15 protein-coding genes are annotated in these 22683 nt (G+C 54.0%); 8 read left to right on the forward strand and 7 right to left on the reverse strand.

Features of this window, described 5'->3' with window-relative positions; genetic code table 11:
- The first annotated feature begins 237 nt into the window (after positions 1–237).
- Positions 238–1002 (forward strand): SDR family oxidoreductase, encoded by a 765-nt coding sequence (locus tag ACVBEJ_RS09060; RefSeq protein ID WP_447129308.1) that lies wholly within the window; start codon positions 238–240, stop codon positions 1000–1002.
- A gap of 234 nt (positions 1003–1236) precedes the next feature.
- Positions 1237–2103, forward strand: coding sequence for an SDR family NAD(P)-dependent oxidoreductase (locus tag ACVBEJ_RS09065; protein ID WP_447129309.1), 867 nt, complete (start codon positions 1237–1239; stop codon positions 2101–2103).
- Between the two features lie 6 nt (positions 2104–2109).
- Here ACVBEJ_RS09065 and ACVBEJ_RS09070 read toward each other — a convergent pair whose 3' ends face one another.
- Complete coding sequence (locus ACVBEJ_RS09070; protein ID WP_447129310.1) at positions 2110–3474, reverse strand: hypothetical protein; 1365 nt, start codon at positions 3472–3474, stop codon at positions 2110–2112.
- A gap of 215 nt (positions 3475–3689) precedes the next feature.
- On the opposite strand from ACVBEJ_RS09070, the gene ACVBEJ_RS09075 reads away from it, so the two are divergent.
- Positions 3690–5612: an acyl-CoA synthetase gene (locus ACVBEJ_RS09075; RefSeq protein ID WP_447129311.1), complete on the forward strand. Its 1923-nt coding sequence runs from the start codon at positions 3690–3692 to the stop codon at positions 5610–5612.
- Here ACVBEJ_RS09075 and ACVBEJ_RS09080 read toward each other — a convergent pair.
- Complete coding sequence (locus ACVBEJ_RS09080; RefSeq protein ID WP_447129312.1) at positions 5609–6622, reverse strand: AraC family transcriptional regulator; 1014 nt, start codon at positions 6620–6622, stop codon at positions 5609–5611. The genes ACVBEJ_RS09075 and ACVBEJ_RS09080 overlap by 4 nt on opposite strands.
- A 408-nt stretch (positions 6623–7030) precedes the next feature.
- Here ACVBEJ_RS09080 and ACVBEJ_RS09085 point away from each other — a divergent pair, with 408 nt between their 5' ends.
- Together ACVBEJ_RS09085 and ACVBEJ_RS09090 are read left to right on the forward strand one after the other, a co-directional pair.
- Positions 7031–9322, forward strand: a complete 2292-nt coding sequence (locus tag ACVBEJ_RS09085) for a TonB-dependent receptor (protein ID WP_447129313.1) — start codon at positions 7031–7033, stop codon at positions 9320–9322.
- Between the two features lie 28 nt (positions 9323–9350).
- Positions 9351–9482: a hypothetical protein gene (locus tag ACVBEJ_RS09090; protein WP_447129314.1), complete on the forward strand. Its 132-nt coding sequence runs from the start codon at positions 9351–9353 to the stop codon at positions 9480–9482.
- A 231-nt stretch (positions 9483–9713) separates the two neighbouring features.
- Here ACVBEJ_RS09090 and ilvA read toward each other — a convergent pair whose 3' ends face one another.
- The 3 genes from ilvA to ilvC all read right to left on the reverse strand — a co-directional run bounded on the left by ilvA (position 9714) and on the right by ilvC (position 14991).
- Entirely contained in the window at positions 9714–11291 is a 1578-nt protein-coding gene (ilvA, locus tag ACVBEJ_RS09095; RefSeq protein ID WP_447129315.1) for a threonine ammonia-lyase, biosynthetic, read from the reverse strand.
- A gap of 417 nt (positions 11292–11708) precedes the next feature.
- Positions 11709–13556 carry a dihydroxy-acid dehydratase gene (gene ilvD, locus ACVBEJ_RS09100; RefSeq protein WP_447129316.1) on the reverse strand — a complete coding sequence of 616 codons (1848 nt, stop codon included), beginning with the start codon at positions 13554–13556 and terminating at the stop codon, positions 11709–11711.
- A 418-nt stretch (positions 13557–13974) separates the two neighbouring features.
- Positions 13975–14991 (reverse strand): ketol-acid reductoisomerase, encoded by a 1017-nt coding sequence (gene ilvC / locus ACVBEJ_RS09105; RefSeq protein WP_447129317.1) that lies wholly within the window; start codon positions 14989–14991, stop codon positions 13975–13977.
- A 222-nt stretch (positions 14992–15213) separates the two neighbouring features.
- Here ilvC and ilvY point away from each other — a divergent pair, with 222 nt between their 5' ends.
- Positions 15214–16095, forward strand: a complete 882-nt coding sequence (ilvY, locus tag ACVBEJ_RS09110) for an HTH-type transcriptional activator IlvY (protein WP_447129318.1) — start codon at positions 15214–15216, stop codon at positions 16093–16095.
- Positions 16096–16230: 135 nt separating this feature from the next.
- On the opposite strand, the gene ilvN is transcribed toward ilvY, so the two are convergent.
- Both ilvN and ACVBEJ_RS09120 read right to left on the reverse strand, forming a co-directional pair.
- The gene (gene ilvN / locus ACVBEJ_RS09115; RefSeq protein ID WP_447129319.1) at positions 16231–16704 is read right to left on the reverse strand and encodes an acetolactate synthase small subunit; all 474 of its coding nucleotides are present in this window, start codon (positions 16702–16704) and stop codon (positions 16231–16233) included.
- The gene (locus tag ACVBEJ_RS09120; RefSeq protein ID WP_447129320.1) at positions 16704–18467 is read right to left on the reverse strand and encodes an acetolactate synthase 3 large subunit; all 1764 of its coding nucleotides are present in this window, start codon (positions 18465–18467) and stop codon (positions 16704–16706) included. The genes ilvN and ACVBEJ_RS09120 overlap by 1 nt, the downstream gene beginning before the upstream one ends.
- A gap of 755 nt (positions 18468–19222) precedes the next feature.
- Here ACVBEJ_RS09120 and ACVBEJ_RS09125 point away from each other — a divergent pair.
- Together ACVBEJ_RS09125 and ACVBEJ_RS09130 are read left to right on the forward strand one after the other, a co-directional pair.
- Positions 19223–22138 (forward strand): insulinase family protein, encoded by a 2916-nt coding sequence (locus ACVBEJ_RS09125; RefSeq protein ID WP_447129321.1) that lies wholly within the window; start codon positions 19223–19225, stop codon positions 22136–22138.
- A gap of 115 nt (positions 22139–22253) precedes the next feature.
- Positions 22254–22643, forward strand: a complete 390-nt coding sequence (locus ACVBEJ_RS09130; protein WP_447129322.1) for an acyl-CoA thioesterase — start codon at positions 22254–22256, stop codon at positions 22641–22643.
- Positions 22644–22683: the final 40 nt, after the last annotated feature.

Raw genomic sequence — 22683 nt, forward strand, 5'->3', positions numbered from 1 at the left:
CGCCCTGTCGCATTCTGCAAAACAAATCTCATGTTGAGCTTATGGCTACTGGTTTCCGATGTCGACCGGGCTGCGGGAATGTTTTTGAATCTCGACACAGATACTGCCACCAGGCAGAGTTTCTGGGAGAAAAGCGCCGACATATTAATCACTTGGGAAAAACCATAAAACGCACATTTTATAATTTCTATCCCGCCAAGACTTCCAGACTATGGTGGACCATAAAAGAGGAAAAACATGAACACATCACTGTTTGATTTAAGCGGAAAAGTCGCCCTGGTTACCGGCGCCAGCCGTGGTATTGGTGAAGCCATCGCCAGATTGCTGGGCGAATATGGCGCTCACGTTATTGTTTCCAGCCGCAAGCAGGCGGACTGCCAGCTGGTGGCCGACAGCATTGTGGAAGCGGGCGGCAGTGCCGAGGCTTTTGCCTGTCACGTCGGTGATCTTGATGCCATCCGTGCTGTCTATGCACATATCCGGGAAAAGCATGGTCGCCTGGATATTCTGGTCAACAACGCCGCCGCCAACCCCTACTATGGCCATATTCTGGATACCGATCTGGCCGCCTACGAGAAAACCGTGGACGTCAACTTGCGCGGCTACTTCTTTATGTCTGTCGAAGGTGGCAAGCTGATGCGCGACAACGGTGGCGGCAGCATTGTCAATACCGCCTCCGTCAACGCCCTGCAGCCGGGGATGATGCAAGGTATCTATTCCATCACCAAGGCGGCGGTGGTGAACATGACCAAAGCCTTTGCCAAGGAATGCGGCAGCCTGGGCATTCGCTGCAATGCCCTGCTGCCGGGCCTGACCAAAACCAAATTTGCCGGCGCTCTGTTCAGCAACGATAAGGTCTACAAACAGGCCGTCACCCAGATTCCCATGGGCCGCCATGCGGAACCTGAGGAAATGGCCGGCACCGTGTTGTATCTGGTTTCCGACGCCGGTAGCTACACCAACGGCGAGTGCATCGTGGTCGACGGGGGCTTAACCCTTTAACCTGAATCCGTGACTTCAGAGCGGCGCACAGCACAAGCTCTTGATTCCACAGCGGTTTGAAAAATACCCACTTAACCGATGGGTGAAGCTAAGATTTTTCAATTCCACTGTGAAACCAATATCTTGCACTCTACACTCACTCTGAAATCACGGATTCAGGTTTAAGAGACTGGGCGATTCCTTTTCTGGAAGAACGATATAAAACCACAAACAAACCTGATAGCAGGAGGAGACATGAGTATTTCATTTGCAGGCCAGGTGGCCATCGTCACCGGCGCCGGTGGTGGCCTTGGTCGTTGCCATGCTTTGGAACTCGCCAAGCGTGGTGCCAAAGTGGTGGTGAACGATCTCGGTGGTTCAATGGATGGCAGCGGTGGCTCTTCCGAAGCGGCTGAGGCGGTAGTGGCCGAAATTAGAGCCGCCGGTGGTGAGGCCTTAGCCAATGGTGGTTCGGTATCTGATCGTGCTGGTGCGCAAAGCCTGGTAGACGATGCCATGAACGCCTGGGGCCGAGTGGACGTACTCATCAACAACGCCGGTATTTTGCGCGACAAGTCATTCTCGAAAATGACCTTAGATGACTTTGATCTCGTGGTCGATGTGCATCTATCAGGGGCAGCGTATTGCACTCATGCAGTGTGGCCCATCATGCGAGAACAAAACTATGGTCGTATTTTGATGACCGCTTCACCGAGTGGTTTGTTCGGTAACTTTGGTCAAACCAACTATGGTGCGGCAAAGCTGGGGCAAGTGGGTTTCATGAATACGCTGAAAATTGAAGGCGCCAAGAACAATATTCACACCAACACCATTGCGCCCGTAGCAGCCACTCGCATGACGGAAAACCTCATTCCCCAGGACATGGTGGATAAGTTAGGGCCCGAACTGGTAACCCCAGCGGCCATTTTCTTAGTCAGCGAGGGTGCGCCCAACGGGGTGATTATGCAGGCGCAAGGTAGTCAATACTCCGTTGCCTGTATCGTTGAAAACGAAGGCGTAAATCTCGGTCTTGACGCTTCCTGTGATGATATTGCTGATCATTACGAAAAAATCTCGGATCTCACCGGTGCTAAACCACGCGCCATGCTTAGGGGGGGTTAACACCCCCTAGAGCGCCTCCCCCTCATCACTGCGCTTCCAACCCACTAACAGAACAATAGCCACAATGCCTATCAGCAGCCCCTGCCAGGGGGTAAACAGATTGAGACTGGTGGCGGTGAGTAACATAACGCCGTAGTCCACCTGTGTTTTGGCCTTGTTCAGCGCCACGTTTGCACAGGCAATGCCGGTAAGCAGTAATGTCATCAGCAGGGCGATACTCATCAGCGGCCTTAGCAGTGTGATCAGGGGCAAAAGGATAAACAGCAGTGGCACATTAAAAACGTAGTAGGACGATATGCCATCGAACAGGGAATCCATGGTCTGCCGACCTTGGCGCCAGCGCTCTACAACGATCACCTGAATGCCGGTCCAGAGTACGCCCTGTGAAGGGAAAAACGGTGCAACAATTGCCATTACTGCGTTGCGGATGCCGGTACTGATATGGGTGCGGGAGGTGTTCAGGCTGATTGTTTCGTCTTTGCGGTCGTCCTGAGCCTGTTTAATGATTGCGTTGCCGGTCACAATATCGCCAAACAGAATGACATAGGCGATCAGGGCAAGGGGCAAGCACTGTAAATACAGGCTGGCGCTTGGCCAGCCAATACTCAGCGGCGATACTTTTTCCCACAGGCTGGCGAATGGCGGGTTGAGTATGCCCCACTCGATATTAAAGGTAATTTCGCCGCTGACTGCGCCAATCAAACCGGCGAGAAAAAAGCCGGGCAGCAACCCCAGTGAGGCAATTTTGGCAATAAGCGGGTAGCGCTGTTGCAGGCGTTTCAGGGGCAGTGAAAATGTCAACACCATGGCCAGAACCAGTGCCGCGGTTGTGGCGTAGGGCTGGTTGAACAGGGCATTGGTACTGTCGCTGGAATCCAGCACACGCATAAAGGCGGCCATGGCCGCGCCCAGAATAATACCGCCTTTCAACACTTCCGGAATCCAGCTCATCAGTCGTGCGCCCAGGCCGGTGACACCCAATAGCAATAAAATCGCCGCGAAATCCAGCGACAGCGCCGTCATCGCCTGGAAGCGCTCACCGGGTGTACTGAAGTCGCCGGCAACAACAAAGGTGATCACAAAAGGAAGTGCTGGCGTTATCCAGCCCGGACAGTAGGGTTCACCAAAGAACATCCAGGCGCTGGAAAGCAGGATGGCGTGCAGCATGGCCATGGTGACAGCTTCTTCAAAGCTCAGGCCGAAGGCGCTGACCAGTAACGGCACCAGAGCCATCGCTGTGGCGGCGGCAATAAAGATACCCTGCAACAATTCAGACAGAGTGGCCCGGGTGTGTACAAAGGGAATGCGCAGGGTAAATGGGCCCCACTTTATGCCGGGGTGTTCTGCCCCCTCTTTCCGAAAACTGACCATAGCTAATATTCCAACGGTTTCAGGCACTGATTTTAAACAGGCTATCCTGCCGATGTTAATCGGCATTGTCTATTCCATCCCCAGGCTAAAACACTGTTTTGTCCGAAACTGATTCGTTGGTCGCCATGTTGAACCTTCTGCGGCCTTATAGGGCGCATAAAATATACGACTGTCGCTCTGACTGAACGGACGTATTGAGGATACTAAAAACACATATGAACTCAGCAACTGCGTTTCGGTTCACAAAACCCAGCGATGTTTGTGAGCTGGAAAAAACCCCCTTTGACGAGCGCGATCTCCCCCATTCCACCTACGAGCTGTTACGTGCAAGCGCCGAAGCATTTGCCGATAAAACGGCGTTAAGTTTTTTGCCGGAGGGCTCTGCACAGGAAAAGGCCGTCAGATATTCGTTTCGCGAGCTGTTTGCCCGCATTACTCAGGTGGCGAACGCCTTGAACCATCTGGGCGTAAAAAAAGACAACGCGGTGTCAATGCTGCTGCCCAATCTGCCGCAAACCCATTTTGCACTTTGGGGCGGCGAAGCTGCGGGCATTATTAACCCCATCAATCCGCTCCTGAATGCGGAATACATTGCTTCAATCATGGCCGAAACCAAGGCCAGTGTATTGATCACTTTAGCCCCCTTTCCCGGTTCAGATATCTGGGACAAGACCGTCCAGGTAGCAAACAAGGTACCCGGGCTGAAGACCATTCTGGCGGTGGATATAACACCCCTGCTATCCACAGAGGACGCACAGGTAGCGACGACCAACCACAGGGAACACCTCAACCCGCTTGGCAACTGTCAGGTGCTGGATTTTGACGATTTTGTGGCAGGCTTTAACGATCAGCAACTGGATAGCCAGCGCGTTATTTCACCGCAGGATATTGCTTCCTACTTTCACACCGGCGGTACAACGGGAGCACCGAAACTGGTGCCGCACACCCATCACAATGAAATTGCCATGGCCTGGCAGATAATCGTTGTCAACGATTTATCGTCGGACATGGTGGCCCTGTGCGGCCTGCCCATGTTTCATGTAAACGCCATATTTGTGACCGGCCTGGCCCCCTGGCTGGCAGGTGTTGAGGTGTTGCTGGCAGGGGTCAATGGCTATCGGAGTCAGGCGCTGATCAGGGATTTCTGGGCCCTGGTAGATAAATACCAGGTCAGTTACTTCAGTGCGGTTCCCACCATATTGAGTGCTTTGCTGGAAACAGACAGCAAGCCATTTAATCTCGACTCCTTGCTGTTTTGTGTCTGTGGTGCGGCGCCGCTTTCGGTAGAACTGGCATCCAGTTTCGAGGCACGTACAGGCCTGGTTTTGATAGAAGGCTACGGTCAGACAGAGGGCTGCTGTGCCAGTACCGTCAACCCGCGTTACGGTGAACGCCGCACAGGTTCCGTGGGCGGGCGCTTGCCTTATATGCAGCTACGCACGGTGATACTGGACAATGCCGGCAACTTCCTGAGAGATTGCGACACTGATGAAACCGGCTGTATTTGCATCAAAGGCCCCACGGTCTTCAGTGGCTACACGCAACCAGAGCATAATCAAGGCTTGTGGCTGGAAGACGGCTGGTTTCTCAGCGGGGATATGGGGCGCCTGGATGAAGATGGCTACCTGTGGCTGACCGGGCGCAGCAAAGACCTGATCATTCGCGGCGGTCACAATATCGACCCGCAAATCATTGAAGAGGCACTCCACAAACACCCTGGAGTGACCGCAGTGGCCGCTGTTGGCAAGCCCGATGTGCGCGTTGGTGAAGTTCCGGTAGCCTATGTTCAGCTCGCCAGCAGTGCGCAAGCGTGCGAGCAGGAGCTGCTGGAATTCGCAGCCCAGCACATTCACGAACGCGCCGCCGTTCCCAAGGAAGTGTTCATCCTCGATGCGTTGCCGGTCACAGCGGTGGGTAAAATATTCAAACCCGACCTGCGTATGGATGCGATCGAGCGAGTGATACGAGCCGAATTATCTGACCAGGAGGGTTTTTCTGACGATTGCTTTACGCTGAGCGTGGCAACTTCCAAAACCCATGGTCAGGTGGTTGTTATCGAGCTCGATGATTCTTTACGGCCTGCAGCTCACGAGTGCCTGAGTCCATACGCCTTTCAGTACAAATTTTACCCAGCCTAATTGCGATAGAAACTGGGCGGATTTCCGGTCCACTTCTTGAATGCGCGCCGAAAATTGGTGGCCTCGGTGTAGCCGACAAGCTCTGAAATTCGCTCGATGCTCAAGCTGGATTCCTGCAAATATTCTGTGGCGATGCGCGCCCTCACCTGGTCCACGATCTCCTGGTAGCTGGTACCTTCCTCCATCAGTTTGCGGCGCAGGGTTCGCTCACTGATATCCAGATGATTCGCCAGTACCGTCATATTGGGGAAACGGCCATGATTTTTCATCAAAATATTGGAAACTTTGCTGCTCAGAGTATCGCCAAGAAAGTGCTTTGCCAGAAAATTTTTGCACAATTCCTCACCCATTTTTGCGTATATGGGGTTCGCCGTGTTGAGCGGTAATGACATGGCCTTGCGATCATAAATCATCTGATTTTTCGGCTGGTCAAACAACAGAGGCACTCCGAAAGCCGCCTCGTATTTGTCCACATAGCTGGGGGCTGGATAAGCGAATTCCAGTCTTTTCGGGTAGGCCGTCTGACCAAGCAAGGCCTCGGAAACAGCAATACAGCCGGCATAGAGTTTTTCCACCAAAAAAGGCAGCAAATTACCCACAGGGTAAGGGGGGTAAGTGACCAGAGTCATTTCATCGTTGGAGGGATTGTTCACCAAATTCATAAACAGGAGGCTACTGGAGCACTTGTGATACTTGATGCCGGTTTCTATGGCTTGCGACCAGGTGGAGCAGCTCATCATGGCATAACCCAGGTTGCCGTACGCAGCGATCAGATATTTTTGACCGATGTACAGCCCAATATCTGGCCTGGGTGAAAGCTTTACCAGATTACTTACCAGTCGAAACGCCTGCCGAAAGGTAACAAACAACAGCTTGGTGTTGACTTCTTCGCTGTTGATTCCGGTGCCTTCCAGCGCCTGCTCAGCGGTAATTCCCAGCTCCCTGGCGCAAGCCAGAATCAATGGGAAAGAATAGGTTGGAACGCGCCCGTCTTCAGGTTTTAGAGTCACAGTTGGTTTTGTCAATGTAGTGTTGTAAGGTGGCCGAAATTGATTCGATGTGTGCAGAATAACCTTTCTTGATTACCTGACACAAGGTATGAGCTGCAAAAACGACGAAGGTTCACCTATGCAAAGACAGGTAGACCGGATTGCATATTAAATTGGCCGAATGCAACCTCTGCACAGGATTGGTTTTTTTGTACTTTTTGTATTGTGTAGTATGTGTCACAGAGCTGGAAATAGCTCTAGGGCGCTTCTAAAAATAGCGATATTTCCGTGAGAGCAAGGCGGCGGCGCACGCAGACCCGCAGTGTATATGGGATACATGAGGACTCGAGTACGACGCCAACGCCGCTATCGCGGAAATAGTGCATTTTTAGAAGTGCCCTCTAATCAAACTCATATTTGGAGAGGATAATGTTGACCAATTCTAAAAGAAACAGATTTTTTTTGGCGTTATTGGCTGCGCAAGCTACATTTTCGTCTGCGCAAACTGCGTCGGCGAGCGAGGAGGAAGGCAAATCCAGTGCGGTTCGTGCCTTGACTCTCGAGGAGGTGGTTGTCACCGCGACAAAGAAGGCTAATGGTGAAAATATCCAGGATGCAAAGCTTTCTGTGGTCGCTTTTGGGGAGCAGCAACTGGATGCGCTAAATATCCAGGATATCTCAAGTTTGAGTTTCAAAATTCCCAACGTCGCGCTGGATGATATTGGTACCGTAAAAGGCGTGGCTAATTTCTCCATACGTGGATTGGGAACGAATTCCTCGATTCCCTCCATTGATCCAACTGTAGGGACCTTCGTTGATGGTGTTTTTCTGGGCGTTAATTTTGGTGTTATTTTCGACACCTTTGATTTGGCCTCAGTTGAAACGTTACGTGGTCCGCAGGGCGTTTTGTTTGGAAGGAATGTTACTGGCGGGGCGGTCGTATTGAATACGACTGATCCGACTGATGAATTCACTGCTAAAGTAAAAGTCGGGCTCGAGTCGGGACTGCGGGGGACGGGTGCTAATTATACCACACAAGGTATTGTCTCTGGGCCTATTGCCGAAGGTCTGCTAACCGGAAAACTTTCTGTCTATTACAATAATGATGATGGCTGGTTTGAGAATATCGTTCCCGGTGCAACTCCGGGCGATTCGACAAGAGAGGATTTTGGTGAATCCGAAACAACCGTTGTTAGAGGTGCTTTAAAGTATACGCCGTCTGATAACGTAAGCTTGTTAGTTAAGTACGAACACGGTGACCAGGATGGTCAAGGGCCGGCAGGTCAATCGCATACCAACGGTTCAGGTGTCGACGGCCAAATTGTTAACTTTAGCCGTAATAGCTTCGATTTTTCTATCGATGAGCGTGGGTTTAACAGGGCGGAATGGGACTTTGTGTCCGCCAAGCTGGATATTGATGTTGCGTTTGGCGACGGAACCATTACCAATATCTTTGGCTATCGTGAGTTTTCCCAGTTCGCGCGAACTGATATTGATTCGACACCGGCGTTTCTTTTTCACGGGGATTTAAATACCACTCAAGACCAGATTTCTAACGAGCTGCGCTACAACGGTCGATTCCTGGACGAGAAATTCGAGTTAACCGCAGGATTATTCTACTTCGAGCAAGACCTCCTTTACGGCGAGGCGCGAGACCTGTTGGGCGGCGCGTTAACCCAGGACGGTGGCGGTGTGCTGGATCAGAGCACCTTTGGTGTGTTTGTCAGTGGCGAATATCAACTGACGGACGCCTGGTCGATAAATGCGGGTTTGCGTTGGAGTGATGAGCAAAAAGACGTGGAGATTTCGTCTCTTGCGCTAAATGTTAATGCGCCCTGCTTTGTTGTTCCGGGTGATCCGCGGTCTACGACAGCCTGTGTGCCAGATTTTATTGATAGCTTTAATACTTCTAACCTGTCTCCAAAAGTTGGGTTGGGATACGAATTCAGCGACAGTCTTCGTTTTTATGGGCATTGGGCCAGATCCTTCCGTGCTGGCGGCTTTAACTTCCGCAATACGATTACTGCTGTACCCCCGGGCCCTTTTGATGACGAGCGCATAGATTCTTTTGAGATCGGCTTTAAATCTGAACCGGTCGCTGGTGCGCGCTTGAATGCGGCGGTGTTTTTTAACTTCCTCGATGACCTGCAAAGGGAAACCAACGTGCCCGACGGAGGAGCCGGTGTGGTACAGGTTATTAGCAATACTGCAGATGCCGAAATTTTTGGTATTGAAGTAGATGCCACGATACCGGTCTCTGAGAACCTGGTGCTAACGGGCGGTTTTGGTTATCTGGATGGCGACTACACAGAAATTTTTTCTGACATCAGTGGGGACGGCCTGATTGACGGGACTGATCTAGGCCTTGAGATTCCAAGGCTGGCCCCGTTCACCGCTAATTTTGGGTTGATTTATTCATGGCAAATGCTTGGTGGTGATGCGATTTTTAATGCCAGCTATGCCTATCGTGATCGATCGTTCTTTACGGATAACAACAACGGTGTCCTGAATAGCGCTGACCGTGTGGATACTGATCTTACGCTGGAACTCAATGAGGGCAGATTAGCGATCAGTCTTTATGGCAAGAACCTGACCGATGATGTCCAGTTTGGTGGCGATACCCAGCTACCCTCGTTGTTGGGTCCAGTGCCTTTGGGTGGGACTTTCTCTCCGCTGTCAGTCGGAAGACAGTTTGGCGTTGAAGTACAACACAACTTTTAGGTCGCCAGATAGGTAAGAAGAAAGCGGCATGAACGGCTTAATGATGGAAGATCATCTGACCATTACGGCCATCATGCGGTTTGCGGACAGGGTGGTCTACGGAGACAGCGAAATTGTCTCTGTAGCCACCAACTCGGTGCATCAGGGCAATCGCGTTTAATTTTTTCAACAGAAAGCCAACATCTTTCCACGGTTTTGAAAAATTATTTACTGACAATAACGTCAAAAGAAGCGTCATCCCTCAAACACCACCGATAGCTGGAGAAACACTTATCAACAGTGAGGTAATTGGTGGTGATGATAAAGTTCGCACCGCTGAAAAAAGCCTGACCGCGGTGCTGGTTGTCGTTGTTGCGGCAGGGTCGGTGTTGGCATTTGCACGGGTGCAACCTTATCTTCTACTGGCCAAAAACACCTGATAAGCCGGGTTATCACTCTCGTCGGTGTAGATATAACCCAACCGATCCAGGTGTTCTATAAATTCGCCTTTTTCTGCATCCGGCACTTCAATTCCCGCCAGGGCCTGTCCTACAGATGCGCCGTGGTTGCGGAAGTGGAACAGGGAGATGTTCCATTTATCCCCTAACACCTCCAGAAAGCGCATCAGCGAGCCGGGGGTTTCCGGCACTTCAAAATTGAACAGACGTTCATTTTCAAGCCCTTTGGGGGAGCCACCCATCATGTAGCGCACATGGAGCTTGGCCAGTTCGTTGTCGGAGTAATCGTCTACCCAGTAATCCTGGGATTCCAGCTCCTGTTTAAGTGCAGGTAATTCACGATCGGCGTCTTGCAGTTGCACACCGACAAAGATATGGGCCTCGGTGTCGGGCACATAACGGTAGTTAAATTCGGTAATGGCGCGGCCACCCATGGCACCGCAAAACTCGCGAAAGCTGCCTTTGCGCTCGGGGATTTTTACCGCCAGTAACGCCTCGCGGCGTTCGCCCAGCTCGCAGCGTTCGGAAATATAACGCAGGGTGTGAAAATTCAGGTTGGAACCACTGAGAATAGCCGCCAGGTTGCGCCCCGTATAACCGTGTATCTGCTGGTGTTTTTTCAGCCCCGCCAGGGCCACGGCTCCAGCGGGTTCGGCGATGGCGCGGGTATCCTCAAAAATATCCTTGATAGCGGCACACAGCTGATCCACATCTACCTGAATGACTTCATCGGTGTACTCCTTTGCCAGCCGATAGGTTTCTTCCCCCATGCGCTTAACGGCCACTCCATCGGCGAACACACCTACGTGTTCCAGATCCACCAACTTGCCCGCTTCCAGCGCCGCCGCAAAGCAAGCGGAGCCATCGGACTCCACACCAACGATTTTGATATCCGGGCGCATCTGCTTCAGGTACACCGCCACACCCGCCAGCAAACCACCGCCGCCCACCGGCACAAACACCGTATCCAGTTCCGGGTTTTGTTGCAGCAGTTCTTTTGCCAGCGTGCCCTGCCCGGCGATCACGTCGGGGTCGTCAAAAGGTGGGATCAAGGTCCAGCCTTTTTCTTCCGACAAACGCCGGGCCTCGGCGCCGGCGTCATCGAAAGCGGCGCCATGCAATACCACATTGCCCCCCAGTGCACGCACCGCTTCCACTTTGATCTCGGGAGTGGTTTCCGGCATCACAATGGTGGCGTCAATCCCCAGGCGCGTGGCGGAATACACCACCCCCTGAGCGTGGTTGCCCGCCGAAGCCGCCACCACGCCAGCGGCTTTTTGCTGTGCAGACAGATTCACCAACTTGTTATAGGCACCGCGCAACTTGTAGGAATGCACCGGCTGACGGTCTTCGCGCTTTATGGAAACGGTGTTTTGCAAACGCTGGGACAGGCGTGGCATATCGGACAATGGCGTAACCACCGCCACCTCCCCCACCGGGGCCAGCAGAATCTGGCGCAAATACTCGCTGGCAGACTGATATTCGCCATCACTGCTCAAGGATGTGCTGGCCTGGCTAGCTTGTTCACTCATGCAGAAATTCCTGTTTTGTTGCACGCAGAGTTCTATACGCGAAAAAAAACCCCGCTAGATCATAGCGGGGTTTTACTGTTCGTCGGCAGGTGAGCCTTATCCGAACCGTAAACCATCCCGCCGAGACTGCGTAATGATCTCAGCGGCGATAATGATGTTGAGTGCTGCGTTGTTGTGTTGCATGGCTTTGCTTCAACTCAATTTGGAATACATAATATTGACATTTTTACCCAAAGTAAATGATATTTTTTGCCAAATTAAAGAATAATTGTATCGTGGGGGCACTGGGCCGGCACCACTAAACTTGCGGGATTCTTCGCTGCGCTCAGAATGACAAGTATTGTGCAAACACCTGTTACCTGTAGCCCAAAAGCGGGTCGCGCCCGCGCCCTGTGAGCGCGAAGCGCGTCCTGTGTTTTAATCCTCAAACATGCTCAAATCACGCACCGCACCCTTATCCGCACTGGTGGCGTGCATGGCATAGCTTTTCAGCGCAACTGACACAGAGCGTTCGCGGCTGACTGGCTTCCAGGCTTTTTTGCCTTTGGCGTCCATACCCGAACGGCGCTGTGCCAGTTCATCGTCGGATACCATCAGTTCAATGCGGCGGGCGGGAATATCAATTTCGATACTGTCGCCTTCTTCAATCAAACCGATGGCACCACCGGAAGCGGCTTCCGGGGAGGCGTGGCCGATGGATAAACCGGAGGTACCACCGGAGAAGCGGCCATCGGTAATCAGTGCGCACTTGGTGCCCAGGCCCTTGGATTTCAGGTAGGTGGTGGGGTACAGCATTTCCTGCATGCCGGGGCCACCTTTGGGGCCTTCGTAGCGGATAACCACCACATCGCCCGCCACAACTTCGTCACCCAAAATGGCGTCCACCGCCGCATCCTGGCTTTCAAAGATGCGTGCGCGGCCAGTAAATTGGTAACACTCTCTCTCCACCCCGGCGGTTTTTACGATGCAACCATCTTCGGCGATGTTGCCGAACAATACCGCCAGCCCCCCTTCCGGGCTGTAGGCGTTGTCGATGGAACGGATGCAGCCGTTTTCGCGGTCGTCGTCCAGGGTTTCCCAGCGGGTGTCCTGGCTGAAGGCTTTGGTGGTGCGAATACCGGCGGGGCCGGCGCGGAAAAATTCTTTGGTTTCATCAGAACAATTGGCGCTTTTAATATCGAAGCGGTCGATCACGTCTGCCAGGTTTTCACCGGATACATGACCCACGCTGGTGTCGATCAAGCCAGCGCGATCCAGTTCGCCCATCAGCGCCATAATGCCGCCGGCGCGGTGTACATCTTCCATGTGATACAGCGGCGTGGCGGGGGAGACTTTACTGAGGTGGGGGACTTTGCGAGACAGGCGGTCGATGTCGGCCATGGTGAAGTCCACTTCCGCTTCCTGGGCCGCTGCCAACAGGTGCAGAACCGTATTGGAGGAGCCACCCATGGCAATATCCAGCACCATGGCGTTGTTAAATGCCGTTTTGGTGGCGATGCTGCGCGGCAATACTGAATCGTCGTTGTCGCGGTAGTAGCGTTTGCACAGCTCGACAATGCGGCGGCCTGCGCTGCGGAACAGTTGCTCACGGTCGGCGTGGGTGGCCAGCATGGAGCCGTTACCCGGCTGAGACAGGCCCAGAGCTTCGGTGAGGCAGTTCATGGAGTTGGCGGTAAACATGCCGGAACAGGAACCACAGGTTGGGCAGGCGCTGCGCTCGATGGCTTCACTTTCTTCGTCGCTCACATCGTCGTGCGCGCCAGCGACCATGGCGTCCACCAGGTCGATTTTTTGCGGTGCCAGTTTGGTTTTACCGGCCTCCATGGGGCCACCGGAGACAAAAATCACCGGCACGTTCAGGCGCATGGCGGCCATCAACATTCCCGGGGTGATTTTGTCGCAGTTGGAAATACACACAATGGCATCGGCGCAGTGGGCGTTGACCATGTATTCGGCGGAATCCGCAATCAGGTCGCGGGACGGCAGGCTATACAGCATGCCGCCGTGACCCATGGCAATGCCATCATCCACGGCAATGGTGTTGAATTCTTTGGCGACACCCCCTGCAGCTTCAATTTCTCTGGCCACCAATTGGCCCATGTCTTTCAAATGCACATGGCCCGGTACAAATTGGGTGAATGAGTTACACACAGCGATAATGGGCTTACCGAAATCATCTTCACCCATGCCTGTGGCACGCCATAAGGCGCGAGCGCCTGCCATTTGGCGGCCTTCGGTGGTGGTGGCGGATCGTAATTTGGGCATTGTTTTTACTCCGGTTCTGGCTCGGTAATACTCTGGAATATCTGGCTTCGATTATAGCCTGTTTGATCGCACGTCTGACGTCGCATGTCGCACGCTTTAATGTCACCTGAATCCGTGACTCCAGAGCGGCGCATAACGCAAGCTCTTGATTCCACAGCGGTTTGAAAAATACCCACTTAACCGATGGGTGAAGCTAAGATTTTTCAATTCCGCTGTGAAACCAATATCTTACGCTCTGCATCCACTCTGAAATCACGGATTCAGGTGTCATTCTGAGCGCAGCGAAGAATCTCCTGGTTTCGGGCGCAAGGAGATCCTTCGCTGCGCTCAGGATGACAGGAACAAAAAACAGGCTTGGCACATCGCACCAAGCCTGTTTTTAGCATGCGACGTCAGACGTGCGACGTGCGACCGTGGATCAATTCTTTTCCTGATCCACAATCTTGTTTTCAGTAATCCAGGGCATCATGGCACGCAGTTTTTCACCCACCTGCTCAATTTCGTGAGCTGCGTTGTTGCGGCGCCATGCGGTCATTTCCGGGTAGTTGGTCTGACCTTCCAGGATGAACTTCTTGGCGTATTCACCGTTTTGAATATTCTTCAGTGCTTCGCGCATGGCCCAGCGGGATTCTTCGTTAATCACCTGCGGGCCAGTCACGTATTCACCGTATTCGGCGTTGTTGGAGATTGAGTAGTTCATGTTGGCGATACCGCCTTCGAACATCAGGTCGACAATCAGCTTGAGTTCGTGCAGGCACTCGAAGTAGGCCATTTCCGGGGCGTAGCCCGCTTCGGTGAGGGTTTCGAAGCCCATTTTCACCAGCTCTACAGCACCGCCGCACAGAACCGCTTGCTCGCCGAACAGGTCGGTTTCGGTTTCATCTTTAAAGGTGGTTTCGATAATACCGGTACGGCCGCCGCCCACACCCATGGCGTAAGACAGGGCAACATTTTTGGCGTTGCCGGAGGCGTCCTGGTAAATGGCGATCAGATCAGGGATACCGCCGCCACGAACAAATTCAGAGCGTACCGTGTGACCCGGTGCTTTGGGGGCCACCATAATTACGTCCAGGTCTTTGCGGGGCTCTACCTGGTTGTAGTGAATGGAAAATCCGTGAGCAAACGCCAAAGTAGCGCCCTGCTTCAGGTTGGGCTCAACTTCGTTTTTGTACAGCTGGCCCTGGAATTCATCGGGAGTCAGGATCATCACCAGGTCGGCAGAGGCAACCGCATCCGCTACATCGGCCACTTGCAGGCCGTGGGCTTCGGCTTTGGCGCGGGAAGAAGAACCGGCGCGCAGACCAACAGTCACGTCGACACCGGAATCTTTCAGGTTACAGGCGTGGGCGTGTCCCTGGGAACCGTAGCCAATAATGGAAACCTTTTTACCCTGAATGATGGAGAGGTCACAGTCTTTGTCGTAATAGAGTTGCATAGCGAATACCGTTTTGGTTGGTGTTTGAGATTGGCGCACACAATAGCGCAAGCGGATGATTGCGTAAAATGATATATTTGCAATCTTGTGTGCTATTTTTTGCAACACTGATTATAGTGCTTCTATTCCATTAATCGTCATTCTGAGCGTAGCGAAGAATCTCGAACTATCAATACGCATGAGATCCTTCACTGCGTTCAGGATGACAATACCGAGGGCACCTTGGACACACGCTCGCTAAAACATTTTCTCGCCCTGGCAGAGTGCCTGCACTTTGGCCGCGCCAGTGAAAACTGCTACATAAGCCCCTCGGCGCTGTCGCGCAGCATCAAGCAGCTGGAGGACGACCTGGGGGTTCTTCTGTTTACCCGCGACAACCGCACGGTTGAACTCACCGCCGAAGGAGAAAAGTTTCTCAACTACGCCCGGGAAACCCTGTCTCACTGGGAGCTGATTCGCAACGATCTGATGGAGGGTAACGACACCCTCAGCGGCGAAATCAGCATGTACTGCTCGGTCACCGCCAGTTACAGCATTCTCTACAACCTGCTGACGCCATTCCGCCAGCAGTACCCGCTGATTGACTTCAAACTGCACACCGGCGACCCGGACAAAGCCATCAAGCGCATCACCGATGGCGAGGAAGACATCACCATCGCCGCGCGCCCGGATCGGTTACAGCGCGGCCTGGTCTTTAAAACCATCACCACCACCCCACTGCGCTTTATCGCACCGAATACAGGTGGCTTCGATATTGCAAACTTGAATGGAAAAAACCGTGCGGAAAACTGGCAAGACCTGCCAGTGATTCTGGCGGAAAGCGGTGTGGCAAGAAAACGCATCGATCGCTGGTTTCACCAACTGGGAGTTAAGCCCAAAATCTACGCCCAGGTCACCGGCAACGAAGCCATTGTCAGTATGGTCGGCCTGGGGCTGGGCATCGGCATCGTGCCGCAGATTGTGCTGGACCACAGCCCCATCGCCGAGGGGGTGCAAGTGCTGGATATTCAACCGGAGCTGGAGCCCTACGACGTGGGACTGTGCGTGCTGGAGAAGAAGCTGAAAAACCCGCTGGTGGCAGCGTTTTGGGAGTGCGTGGGGTGATAATCAATTGTCATCCTGAACGCAGTGAAGGATCTCAGATTTATCAGAGATTCTTCGCTGCGCTCAGAATGACGGAGAGGACGCCAGAGTGACGGAGAGGACGTCAGAACGACAGAAAGGACAAAACCAAAGTCGTCACTCCCGCTGCAACCCCACCACCCCGGAACGGGTAATATCCACCACACCAATGTCTTTCATGGCAGCGATAAAGGCTTCAATTTTACCGGTCTCGCCTGCCACCTGTACGGTGTAGGTATTGGCGGTAACGCTGACTATATGGCCGCGAAAAATATCGGCGCAGCGCTTCACTTCTTCCCGCTTGCTGCCGGTGGCGTTGACTTTAATCAGCATCAGTTCGCGCTCGATGTGTTCCCGCTCGGTCAAATCCACAACCTTGTACACATCCACCAGCTTGTTGAGCTGTTTGGTGATTTGTTCAATCACCTTGTTATCCCCGTGGGTGGTGATAATCAGTTTGGACATGGCCGGGTTGTCGGTGGCGGCCACGGTCATGCTGTCGATGTTGTACCAGCGCTGGGAGAACAGCCCCACAATGCGGGACAGGGCGCCGGGCTCGTTTTCCATGGTCAGTGAAAGAATACGGCGCATCAGATGGTCTCCGTTTTGCTGATTAACATATCGCACATGGCCAGCCCCTGAATCTGCATGGGGTACACGTGTTCGCTTTGGTCCACCAGTACGTCTACAAAAACCGTGCGGTCTTTCATGGCAAAGGCTTTTTCCAGAGCCGGTTGCAAATCTTCCAGGCGAGTCACTTTAATTCCCACATGGCCGTAGGCCTCTGCCAGTTTGCAAAAATCCGGAAGTGATTCACCGTAAGTGCTGGATGAGTGGCGGCCAGCGTATTGCATGTCCTGCCACTGACGCACCATGCCCAGAGCGCGGTTGTTGAGGTTGATGATTTTTACCGGCAAATGGTACTGGGTGCAGGTGGCCAGCTCCTGAATACACATCTGGATACTGCCTTCGCCGGTAACCACGGCCACATCCGCATCCGCGTCCGCCATTTTCGCGCCCATGGCGGAAGGCAGGCCAAAGCCCATGGTGCCGAGACCGCCGGAGTTGATCCAGCGGCGCGGGTGGTTGAACTGATAATACTGAGCGGCAAACATCTGGTGCTGGCCAACATCGGAACACACGTAGGCGTCACCGTTGGTGACCGCACACAGAGTTTTGATCACATCCTGGGGTTTGATGTTTTCCGACGTGCTGGCGGCATAACGCTGCTGGCGGTATATGCCGTATTGCTCGCGCCACTGTTCAATCTGCGCCCACCACGCAGCAATGGCTTCGTCGTCCAGGGTGCGCTTGCGCTCGTCGGTGTTGTTTTCATCCAGGTCGATTTTTACCCGGCGCACAATTTCCGTCAGCACCAGCTTGCAGTCGCCCACAATGGGCACGTCGGCGTTGATGGTTTTGGAAATGGACGTTGGGTCCACATCGATGTGAATAATGCGCGCATTGGGGCAGAACTTGTCGCAGGCGTTGGTTACCCGGTCGTCAAAGCGCGCGCCCACTGCCAGAATCAAATCCGCTTCGTGCATGGCCAGATTAGCTTCTACGGTGCCGTGCATGCCCAACATACCAAGGAATTGCGGGTCATTGCCGGGGAAGGCTCCCAATCCCATCAGAGTCAGGGTTACCGGGCACTGCACCAGGTGGGCAAGTTCGGTCAGCTCTTTGTGAGCCTCGCCAAGAATCACACCGCCACCGGCGTAGATAATGGGCTTTTTGGCCGAGGCAATCAGCGCCATGGCTTTTTGAATCTGGCGTGGGTGGCCCTTGCTGCGAGGCTGGTAAGAGCGAATATCCACCTGTTCCGGGTAACTGTAAGAAATTTTGTAACCGGGGTGAGTCACGTCTTTGGGAATGTCCACCACCACCGGACCGGGGCGACCGGTTTTGGCAATGTGGTAGGCCTTGGCGATGGTGGCCGTCAGGTCTTCGGGCCTTTTCACCAGAAAGCTGTGCTTCACCACCGGGCGGGAAACGCCGATCATATCGGTTTCCTGAAAGGCGTCTTCGCCGATTTTTTCCTGCACCACCTGGGCGGAAATCACCACCAGGGGAATGGAGTCCATATAGGCGGTGGCAATACCGGTAATGGTATTGGTGGCGCCGGGCCCGGAGGTTACCAGTACCGTACCCACCTCGCCGGTGGCGCGGGCATAACCATCGGCGGCGTGCACCGCCGCCTGTTCATGGCGTACCAGAATGTGTTCAACCTGCTCCTGCTGGAACATGGCATCGTAGATGTGAAGGGCGGCACCACCGGGGTACCCCCACACCTGTTTTACGCCGCTGTCGCGCAGCGCCCTGATAACTATTTCACCACCGGACAATCGATCCACTGTGTTCACCCTTAAGTTGGGCGCCTGTCGAACTGCACGGTTTGCAGCAGACGCCTCATTGATAAAACTGCCAAAAAAAAGCCCCGCATGGTGTTTGCGGGGCTTCGGATTCTGTTTACCTGATTGTTGCTTTAGATAAACGACCTTCCCCGCAGTTGCCCAATAAGCACCACGCTGAGAAGAACGATTAGCAAACCTGCAGGTTTTACGGTCATTTCAAATTCCAATCTTTGCCACCGTTTGCCCGGTGGCCATTCAACAAGAGCTGACAATGTACGTACATCCATAACGCGCTGTCAACCCTGAGTTGCAATAGTGCCTTGGAAGTAAAGCCGATTAAAATTCCCCGATTCGTACAGAGCAACGCCCTTCATCAATGGCAGAGAATAATAAGTACATTGACAATAAAAGTAACGTTATTTTTGGACAAATCTCGGGGCATACTGGCCACCAACGAGCAACAGATTTTAGCCCGTATTTCTCACAGAGATTTGGGAATTGCGGCGAGAGATTGTGCTTTGTGCTGTATTTTCCGACTAAACCCATAGCCGTAGCTATGGGTGCAGGAGAAAAATGCAGCACAGAGTGCAAGATCCGCTGCAAAACCAAATAGGCAAAATACACTGCTCTGTCAGTCTTTAGCGAATTCTCTCCCGCCGTCTTGTGAGAAATGCGGGTTAACCGATCCAGACGTGCGACCCATCCTCCACATCAGGTAGAATAGTCGCTTTTGCCCATCATCAGGATTGCAGTACATGAGCCACCACCCCAAGTGCGACCCCGCTTTTGAATTCCTGCGCAGCGAAGCGGTTGAATCCCTCAACCTCACTATCGAGGAATACCGCCACACAGCCACCGGCGCCCAGCATATTCACCTCAATAGCGACAACACCGAAAATGTCTTTCTGGTGGCCCTGCGCACGGTACCTGAAGATTCCACCGGGGTGGCTCATATTCTGGAACACACCGCCCTCTGTGGCAGTGAAAAATACCCGGTGCGGGACCCGTTTTTTATGATGATTCGGCGCTCGCTCAACACCTTTATGAACGCTTTTACCAGTTCCGACTGGACCGCCTACCCGTTCGCCAGCCAGAACCGCAAAGACTTTAACAACCTGCTGGATGTGTATCTGGACGCAGTGTTCTTCTCTCGCCTGGACGAGCTGGACTTCGCCCAGGAAGGTCACCGGGTGGAGTTTGCCGAGCCAGACAACCCGGATTCCCCCCTGGTGTACAAAGGCGTGGTGTTCAACGAAATGAAAGGCGCCATGAGTTCGGTGCCCTCTACCCTGTGGCACAGCCTGTGCAAATATCTGTACCCCACCACTACCTACCACCACAACAGTGGCGGCGAGCCGGAGTGCATTCCCGACCTGACCTACCAGCAGCTGAAAGACTTCTACAAAACCCACTATCACCCGTCCAACGCCATCTTTATGACCTTCGGCGACATTCCCGCGGCAGAGCACCAGCAAAAATTCCAGCAGCAGGCCCTGAGCCGCTTTGAAAAGCTGAACGAACAGATCGCGGTGCCCGACGAAAAACGCTATCAGCAACCCCTGCAAGTGGAGGAGGCCTACGCCCTCACCGAAGAAGGCGCCACCAACAACAAAACCCATGTGGTGCTGGGCTGGCTGCTGGGCAAGGCCACCGACCTGCAAGCCAGTATGGAGGCCAACCTGCTGTGCAGTGTGCTGCTGGACAACAGCGCTTCGCCACTGCAGAAAGCTCTGGAAACCTCCAGCCTGGGCACCGCTCCGTCTCCCCTCTGTGGGCTGGACGATTCCCAGCGGGAACTCTGCTTTGTGTGCGGGTTGGAAGGCAGCGACCCGGACAAACAAGATGCAGTGGAACAGATGATCCTCGAGGTGCTGCAAGACGTGGCGCAAAACGGCGTGCCTTACGAGCAGGTGTCTGCCTCACTGCATCAGCTGGAATTGCAACAGCGGGAAATTGGCGGCGACAGCTATCCCTACGGGCTGCAACTGATACTTACTGCGCTGACCAGCGCCACCCATCGCGGCGACCCCATTGCCCTGCTCAACCTGGATCCGGTACTCAATCACCTGCGCGATGCCATTAAAGACCCGGACTTTATCAAGAACCTGGCGCGCAACCTGCTGCTGGAAAATAGCCACCGGGTACGCCTGACCCTGCGCCCGGATCAAACTCTGGCAGAGCGCAAAGACGCCGCCGAAGCAGCCCGCCTGGAAGCCATCAAAAGCGGCCTCAGTGACGAGCAAAAACAACAGGTTATCGAACAGGCTAAAGCCCTGGTTGAGCGCCAACACCAGGTAGACGACCCGTCCATCCTGCCCAAAGTGGGCCGCGACGACATCCCCCAAGACATGGCCTACGTGGGCGCCGAGTACAGCGACCACGCCATCACCAGTTACGCCGCTGGCACCAACGGCCTGGTGTACCAGCAGATTGTGATGCCCCTGCCCCAGCTGAGCGACGAACAACTGGATTTGCTGCCCATCTACACCACCTGCCTTACCGAGCTGGGTTGTGGCGACCGGGATTACCTGCAAACCCAACTGCATCAATCCCAGGTGTGCGGCTCCATCAGCGCTTACGTGACCGCCCGTGGCACACCGGACGATGTTCAGCAATTAAACGGCTATCTGACCCTCAGTGCCAAAGGACTGGGTAGCAACCAGCAAGCCATTACCGAACTGATGAACACCACTCTTACCCAGGTGCGCTTCGACGAACTGCCGCGCATTCGCGAACTGGTGGCCCAAAGCCGTGCCCGCCGGGAAATGGGCGTAACCGGCAGCGGCCACCAACTGGCCATGACAGCCGCCAGCAGCGGCATTGGCCCCGGCGCATTACTGGCCCACCGCTGGGGCGGTATGCGCGGCATTCAGCTGATCAAACAACTGGACGACAAACTGAATTCCAAGAAAGAATTGCAGGCACTGGCGCAACAGCTGCAGGACATCCACCAGCAGATGCTCAGCGCCGAACGCAAGCTGCTGTTGGTGGCCGATAGCGACCAGCTGCCCGCCAGCCAGCGCCATTTTTCAGTGGCCTCCGCACTGCCGGAAAACCACGACTTCCTGCCCTTTGGCCAACCGGCCCTGCGGGAACAGCGGCGCCAGTGCTGGACCACCAGCACCCAGGTAAACTTTTGCGCCAAAGCTTACCCCACAGTGGCCATGGACCACCCGGACGCCCCCGCGCTGACGGTACTGGGGGGCTTTTTGCGCAACGGTTATCTGCACCGCGCCATTCGCGAACAGGGCGGCGCCTACGGCGGCGGTGCCGGACAGGACAATCACATCGGTGCGTTCCGCTTTTTCTCCTACCGCGACCCGCGCATTGAGGGCACCCTGAACGACTTCGATGGCTCCCTGGCCTGGCTGAGCAACGAACAACACAGTGACGAACAACTGGAAGAAGCTGTGCTGGGAGTGATCTCCGCCATCGACAAACCCGGTTCCCCCGCTGGCGAGGCCAAGCAAACCTACCACGCAGAGCTGTACGGTCGCAGCCGGGAAAAACGCGAGCAATTCCGCAACCGCATTTTGCAGGTCACCCTGGACGACCTGAAACGAGTAGCCGCCACTTACCTGGTGGAGGAACAATCCAGCGTGGCGGTGATTACCAGCCCGGATAAAGCCGCTCAGTTGCGCGAGTTGAATCTGGAGCAGATAGCATTGTAACCCCCGTCATTGCGAGGAGCGAAGCGACGCGGCAATCTCCATCAGTACACTGCCAATGTCACGAGATTGCCGCGTCGCTTCGCTCCTCGCAATGACGACACTTTTGAGAAAAACTATGGACACAACCACCATCACCCCCCGCTTTTCGGAAACCGACATGCTCGGTCATATTGGCAATACCGCACTGCCGATCTGGTTTGAAGGTGCCCGTGAAGGCTACTTCCGCCGCATTCACCCGGCCATGACCATCCACGACTGGCCGCTGATTCTGGCGCGCATCGAACTGGACATAAAAGCCCAACTGCACATTGGCGACGACGTTACCCTGAAAACCGGTGTAGAAAAAATCGGCTCCAAATCCATGACCGTTTACCAGGAAGCCTGGCAAAAAGACCAGCTCGCAGCTGTAGCGCGCACAGTCATGGTTTACTTTGACTACCGTGAACAATGCTCCAAAGTGATACCGGATGACGTGCGCGAACGGCTGGCGGATTTGATGATTTAACTTTTTTCTATGTCATCCTGAGCGCAGCGAAGGACCTCGA

The organism is Porticoccus sp. GXU_MW_L64 (genome assembly GCF_052983295.1).